The sequence below is a fragment of the Pseudomonas sp. genome (genome assembly GCF_049590575.1).
In the GTDB taxonomy this organism is placed as follows: domain Bacteria; phylum Pseudomonadota; class Gammaproteobacteria; order Pseudomonadales; family Pseudomonadaceae; genus Aquipseudomonas.
In genome coordinates, this window is sequence record NZ_JBAWDE010000437.1 from 1 (window position 1) to 5,709 (window position 5,709).

Annotated in this window: 4 protein-coding genes and 1 pseudogene; all 5 read left to right on the forward strand. The window is 59.6% G+C overall.

Going from position 1 to position 5,709, the window contains the following annotated elements:
- Positions 1-123: pseudogene (locus WBR57_RS29975) on the forward strand (amino acid transporter); the annotation flags it as partial.
- Positions 124-301: 178 nt separating this feature from the next.
- Entirely contained in the window at positions 302-898 is a 597-nt protein-coding gene (locus WBR57_RS29980; protein ID WP_200583312.1) for a superoxide dismutase, read from the forward strand.
- 148 nt (positions 899-1,046) lie between these two features.
- Positions 1,047-1,304 carry a hypothetical protein gene (locus WBR57_RS29985; protein ID WP_424089185.1) on the forward strand — a complete coding sequence of 86 codons (258 nt, stop codon included), beginning with the start codon at positions 1,047-1,049 and terminating at the stop codon, positions 1,302-1,304.
- Positions 1,305-1,531: 227 nt separating this feature from the next.
- Positions 1,532-3,583, forward strand: a complete 2,052-nt coding sequence (locus WBR57_RS29990; RefSeq protein ID WP_424089187.1) for a putative bifunctional diguanylate cyclase/phosphodiesterase — start codon at positions 1,532-1,534, stop codon at positions 3,581-3,583.
- 130 nt (positions 3,584-3,713) lie between these two features.
- Positions 3,714-5,057 (forward strand): imelysin family protein, encoded by a 1,344-nt coding sequence (locus WBR57_RS29995; protein ID WP_424089189.1) that lies wholly within the window; start codon positions 3,714-3,716, stop codon positions 5,055-5,057.
- The last annotated feature ends 652 nt before the right edge of the window (positions 5,058-5,709 follow it).

Sequence of the window (5,709 nt, forward strand, 5' to 3'; positions counted from 1 at the left end):
ACACTGGCGCTCGGCGCGGCGTGGCTGGCACCCTGGCTGGCGCGCCCGGCCACCTGGCGCCTGCTCGACCTGCTGGTAGCGGTGATGATGTTCAGCGTGGCCTATCAATTGATCAGTGCGTGAGGAATATTCCAAAACGCTCTGGAACCTCTATCCCACACAGTTGTTGCGTGGTTATGCCGCACCCCCGGTGCTATGATCCGGACCCTGCGCCGCAAAGAGTACAAACTCCCCGGCGCTTGTTTGGCCGCCCGTGATCGGCCTTGCGCTCACCGCAACTGACCTGATTAGGAGAATCATCATGGCTTTCGAATTGCCGCCGCTGCCCTACGCACACGATGCCCTGCAGCCGCACATCTCCAAGGAAACCCTGGAGTATCACCACGACAAGCACCACAACACCTATGTCGTGAACCTGAACAACCTGGTGCCAGGCACCGAGTTCGAAGGCAAGACCCTGGAAGAGATCGTCAAATCCTCTTCGGGTGGCATTTTCAACAACGCCGCCCAGGTCTGGAACCACACCTTCTACTGGAACTGCCTGGCGCCAAACGCCGGCGGCCAACCGACCGGCGCACTGGCTGAAGCCATCAACACAGCCTTCGGTTCGTTCGACAAGTTCAAGGAAGAGTTCACCAAGACGTCCGTCGGCACCTTCGGTTCCGGTTGGGGCTGGCTGGTGAAAAAGGCTGACGGTTCCCTGGCCCTAGCCAGCACCATCGGCGCCGGCAACCCGCTGACCAACGGCGACACCCCGCTGCTGACCTGCGACGTCTGGGAACACGCCTACTACATCGACTACCGCAACGTGCGTCCAAAGTACGTGGAAGCGTTCTGGAACCTGGTCAACTGGAAGTTCGTGGCTGAGCAGTTCGAAGGCAAGACCTTCACTGCCTAAGCAACGCTTGCAGTCAAAAAGAGCCCGGCGATTGTCGGGCTTTTTTATGGGCGCTAATAATCTTTGCCGACACTGGAACTGGATAAGAGGCGCCAACCACTTAAGTCGCGTGAGGAATTCACCTCTCTAACTTGTCGGAGAAGTAACAATGACTATAGTTTTGATGCCTGGTGGCGCCGGTGGTGCTGGTGGTGCTGGTGGTGCGGGCGGCGCTGGCGGTGGTAATGACGTGATTAACTCAATAGTCAAATTGGTTACCGAAGTCGTCAAAGCTTTGGCCAAGCAAGGTGACCAGAACAAAGATGGCGAGGGGAACAAAATCGCGGACCAGGATTTTCACAACAACAGGCGAATGCAGTACGGTAATCATTCGCAAACCAACATTAGTATCACTACCAACGCTTGATAGAGAAATAAAGATCGCTCCCGAAGCGATGCATGCCCTCGCGGAGCAGTCTCAGGCAGGCGGACTCCTCATCCGTCTGCCCTTCCCGCCGTAGCCCCCCGTTTCAGCCCCCCGCTCAAGTTCCCTGCCAAACCAGCCGATGCCCTAATGTTCCTTTGACTGCCATCACCAGATTGCCAATACTCATGGCATATTGAGGTTACCCGCACGGAACAAGGAATGCCCCTTTGAAGCTGGAACTCAAGAACAGCTTGTCGGTGAAGTTGCTACGGGTTGTGCTCCTGTCGGCATTGATCGTGGGCGTAGCGCTGAGCGTGGCGCAGATCGTCTTTGATGCCTACAAGACGCGCCAGGCCGTGGCCGGTGATGCCCAGCGCATCCTCGACATGTTTCGCGAACCCTCGACCCAGGCCGTCTACAGCCTGGACCGCGAGATGGGGATGCAAGTGATTGAGGGTCTGTTTCAGGACGATGCGGTGCGCATGGCGTCCATCGGGCATCCCAACGAAACCATGCTGGCGGAGAAAAGCCGCGCGCTGCAGCAAGCCCCCAGCCGCTGGTTGACCGACCTGATTCTCGGCCAGGAACGCACCTTCACCACGCCCCTGGTCGGCAAAGGCCCTTACAGCGAGTATTACGGCGACCTGAGCATCACCCTCGACACGGCCACCTACGGCCAGGGGTTTATCGTCAACTCAGTGATCATCTTTATTTCCGGGGTGCTGCGCGCCCTGGCCATGGGCCTGGTGCTGTACCTGGTCTATCACTGGCTGCTGACCAAACCGCTGTCGCGAATTATCGAACACCTGACCTCGATCAACCCCGACCGGCCCAGCGAGCACAAGATCCCGCTGCTCAAGGGGCATGAACGCAACGAGCTGGGTCTGTGGATCAATACCGCCAACCAGTTGCTCGAATCCATCGAACGCAATACCCACCTGCGCCACGAAGCCGAAAGCAGCCTGCTGCGCATGGCCCAGTACGACTTCCTCACCGGCCTGCCGAACCGTCAGAAACTGCAGGAGCAACTGGACAAGATCCTGACCGACGCCGGCCGCCGACAGCGCCGTGTGGCGGTGCTGTGCGTGGGGCTGGATGATTTCAAAAGCGTCAACGAGCAGTTCACTTACCAGGCCGGCGACAAATTGCTGCTGGCCCTGGCCGACCGCCTGCGCGCCCACAGCGGCCGCCTCGGCGCCTTGGCACGCCTGGGTGGCGACCAGTTCGCCCTGGTGCAGGCCGATATCGACCAGCCCTACGAAGCGGCTGAATTGGCGCAAAGTATCCTGGATGACCTGGAGGCGGAGTTCGCCCTCGACCACGAGGAAATCCGCCTGCGCGCCACCATCGGCATCACTTTGTTCCCCGAAGATGGCGACAGCACCGAGAAGCTGCTGCAAAAAGCCGAACAGACCATGACCCTGGCCAAGAGCCGCTCGCGCAACCGTTACCAGTTCTATATCGCCAGTGTCGACAGCGAAATGCGCCGCCGTCGCGAACTGGAAAAAGACCTGCGCGAGGCCCTCAGCCGCAATCAATTCCACTTGGTGTACCAGCCACAGATCAGCTACCGCGACCACCGCGTGGTCGGCGTGGAAGCACTGATTCGCTGGCAACACCCGGAACACGGTCTGGTGCCGCCCGACCTGTTTATCCCGCTGGCGGAACAGAACGGCACGATTATTCCGATTGGCGAATGGGTACTGGACCAGGCCTGTCGACAATTACGTGAATGGCACGACCAGGGTTTCACCGACCTGCGCATGGCGGTCAACCTGTCCACCGTGCAGTTGCACCACACCGAGTTGCCGCGGGTGGTCAACAACCTGATGCAGATCTACCGCTTGCCGCCGCGCAGCCTGGAGCTGGAAGTCACCGAAACCGGCCTGATGGAAGACATCAGCACCGCCGCCCAGCACCTGCTGAGCCTGCGCCGGTCCGGTGCATTGATCGCCATTGATGACTTCGGCACCGGCTATTCATCCCTGAGCTACCTGAAAAGCCTGCCGCTGGACAAAATCAAGATCGACAAGAGCTTCGTCCAGGACCTGCTCGACGATGACGACGATGCGACCATCGTGCGGGCGATCATCCAACTGGGTAAAAGCCTCGGCATGCAGGTGATCGCCGAGGGCGTGGAAACCGCCGAGCAAGAGGCCTACATCATCTCCGAGGGCTGCCACGAAGGTCAGGGCTACCACTACAGCAAACCCCTGCCGGCGCGGGAGTTGGCTGTTTTCTTGAAGCAGTCGGAGCGCAATAACGCTGCGATTCTCTGACACCGCCAAACAATACAAAATATTTCCCGCGTATAACCCTTTACACAAAATGCAAATCTTTCGCATTATGTCGCAGCTTTTTTGCGCTCCCCCCGCGCGCCCTATCAACAACCGAAGCAGGATGTTCGCCATGATTCGTATGCCCCTGGCCACCGCCAGTCTGCTGGCCATTGCCATTTCTCTCGCCGGTTGCGGCGAAGGTAAAGACAAGGCCGCAGCACCTCAGGCGCCGACCCCGGCCGCCAGCACTACCGCACCCGCGGCTGCCACCCCTGCCGGCCAGGTCGACGAAGCTGCCGCCAAGGCCGTGGTCGCGCATTACGCAGACATGGTGTTCGCGGTGTACAGCGACGCCGAGTCCACTGCAAAAACCCTGCAAACTGCAATCGACGCCTTCCTCGCCAAGCCGAACGACGAAACCTTGAAGGCCGCTCGTACGGCCTGGATCGCCGCGCGCGTGCCGTACCTGCAGAGCGAAGTGTTCCGCTTCGGCAACACCATCATTGATGACTGGGAAGGCCAGGTGAACGCATGGCCGCTGGACGAAGGCCTGATCGACTATGTCGACAAAACCTACGAACACGCCCTGGGCAACCCGGGCGCAACCGCCAATATCATCGCCAACAACGAAATCCAGGTCGGCGAAGACAAGGTCGACGTGAAGGACATCACCCCGGAAAAACTCGCCAGCCTGAATGAGCTGGGCGGTTCCGAAGCCAACGTCGCCACCGGCTACCACGCCATCGAATTCCTGCTCTGGGGCCAGGACCTGAACGGCACCGGCCCAGGCGCCGGCAACCGCCCAGCGTCGGACTACCTGACTGGCGACGGCGCTACCGGTGGCCACAACGAGCGTCGCCGCGCCTACCTGAGCGCCGTGACCCAACTGCTGGTCAGCGACCTGCAGGAGATGGTCGGCAACTGGAAACCCAACGTCGAAGACAACTACCGCGCCACCCTGGAGGCAGAACCTGCCACCGATGGCCTGCGCAAAATGTTGTTCGGCATGGGCAGCCTGTCCCTGGGCGAACTGGCCGGTGAGCGCATGAAGGTTTCCCTGGAAGCCAACTCGCCGGAAGACGAGCAGGACTGCTTCAGCGACAACACCCACAACTCGCACTTCTACGACGCCAAGGGTATCCGCAACGTCTATCTGGGCGAGTACACCCGTACCGACGGCACCAAGATGACCGGCGCCAGCCTGTCGTCGCTGGTGGCCAAGGCTGACCCGGCTGCCGATACCGCGTTGAAAGCGGACCTTGCGGCCACTGAAGCGAAGATTCAGGTCATGGTTGATCAGGCTGCCAAAGGTCAGCACTACGACCAGTTGATTGCTGCCGGGAACGATGCGGGCAACCAGATCGTACGTGATGCAATTGCTGCACTGGTCAAGCAGACGGGGTCGATTGAAGCGGCTGCGGGCAAGCTGGGGATCAGTGATTTGAACCCGGACAATGCTGATCACGAGTTCTGATCAGTGCCGTGTTGAATGAGGCGACCTTCGGGTCGCCTTTTTTATCGGGGGATTTGTGTACATATCCGTTGCTGCGGTAACGGCTTCGTATGGTTCCGCTCTTACAGCGGGTCACTTTTGAAAAGAGCCCAAAAGTAACCAAAAGGCTCTTGCCCCAACACTCGGCACCTCGCCTGCGGCTCGGTGTGCCCTCGCTCCGGCTTGAATCCGTGGGCCGCCGCCATGGGCCATCCTTGGCCCATCGCGGCTAACCCGGCGTCCTGCCGGGTTACCCACGGATTCAAGCCTGCGTTCGGCCAGCGTGTTTGACGGGGCGCCTCAGATCAAAATCAAAAGCAAGAGCACAGCGGCCTGGTAGCCGACTTGAGTGGTTGAAGCAGATCAAGAGCGCAGAGCGAAAGCAAATCTACAGCACAAGCAGATCTGCTTTTCTGTGGGAGCTGGCTTGCCTGCGAAGGCATCGACTGGTTACCACTGATCAACCCAGGCGTCTGCATCGCCGGCAATCCCGCTCCTACACGTAACTGCCTTTGATCCAACCACTCAGGTCGGCTGTCAGGCCGCCGTGCTGTAGATTTTGATCTTGATGTTGATCTTAGGCGCCCCGTTAACCACGCTGGCCGAAAACAGGTAGTACGGAGCGGGTAAACCG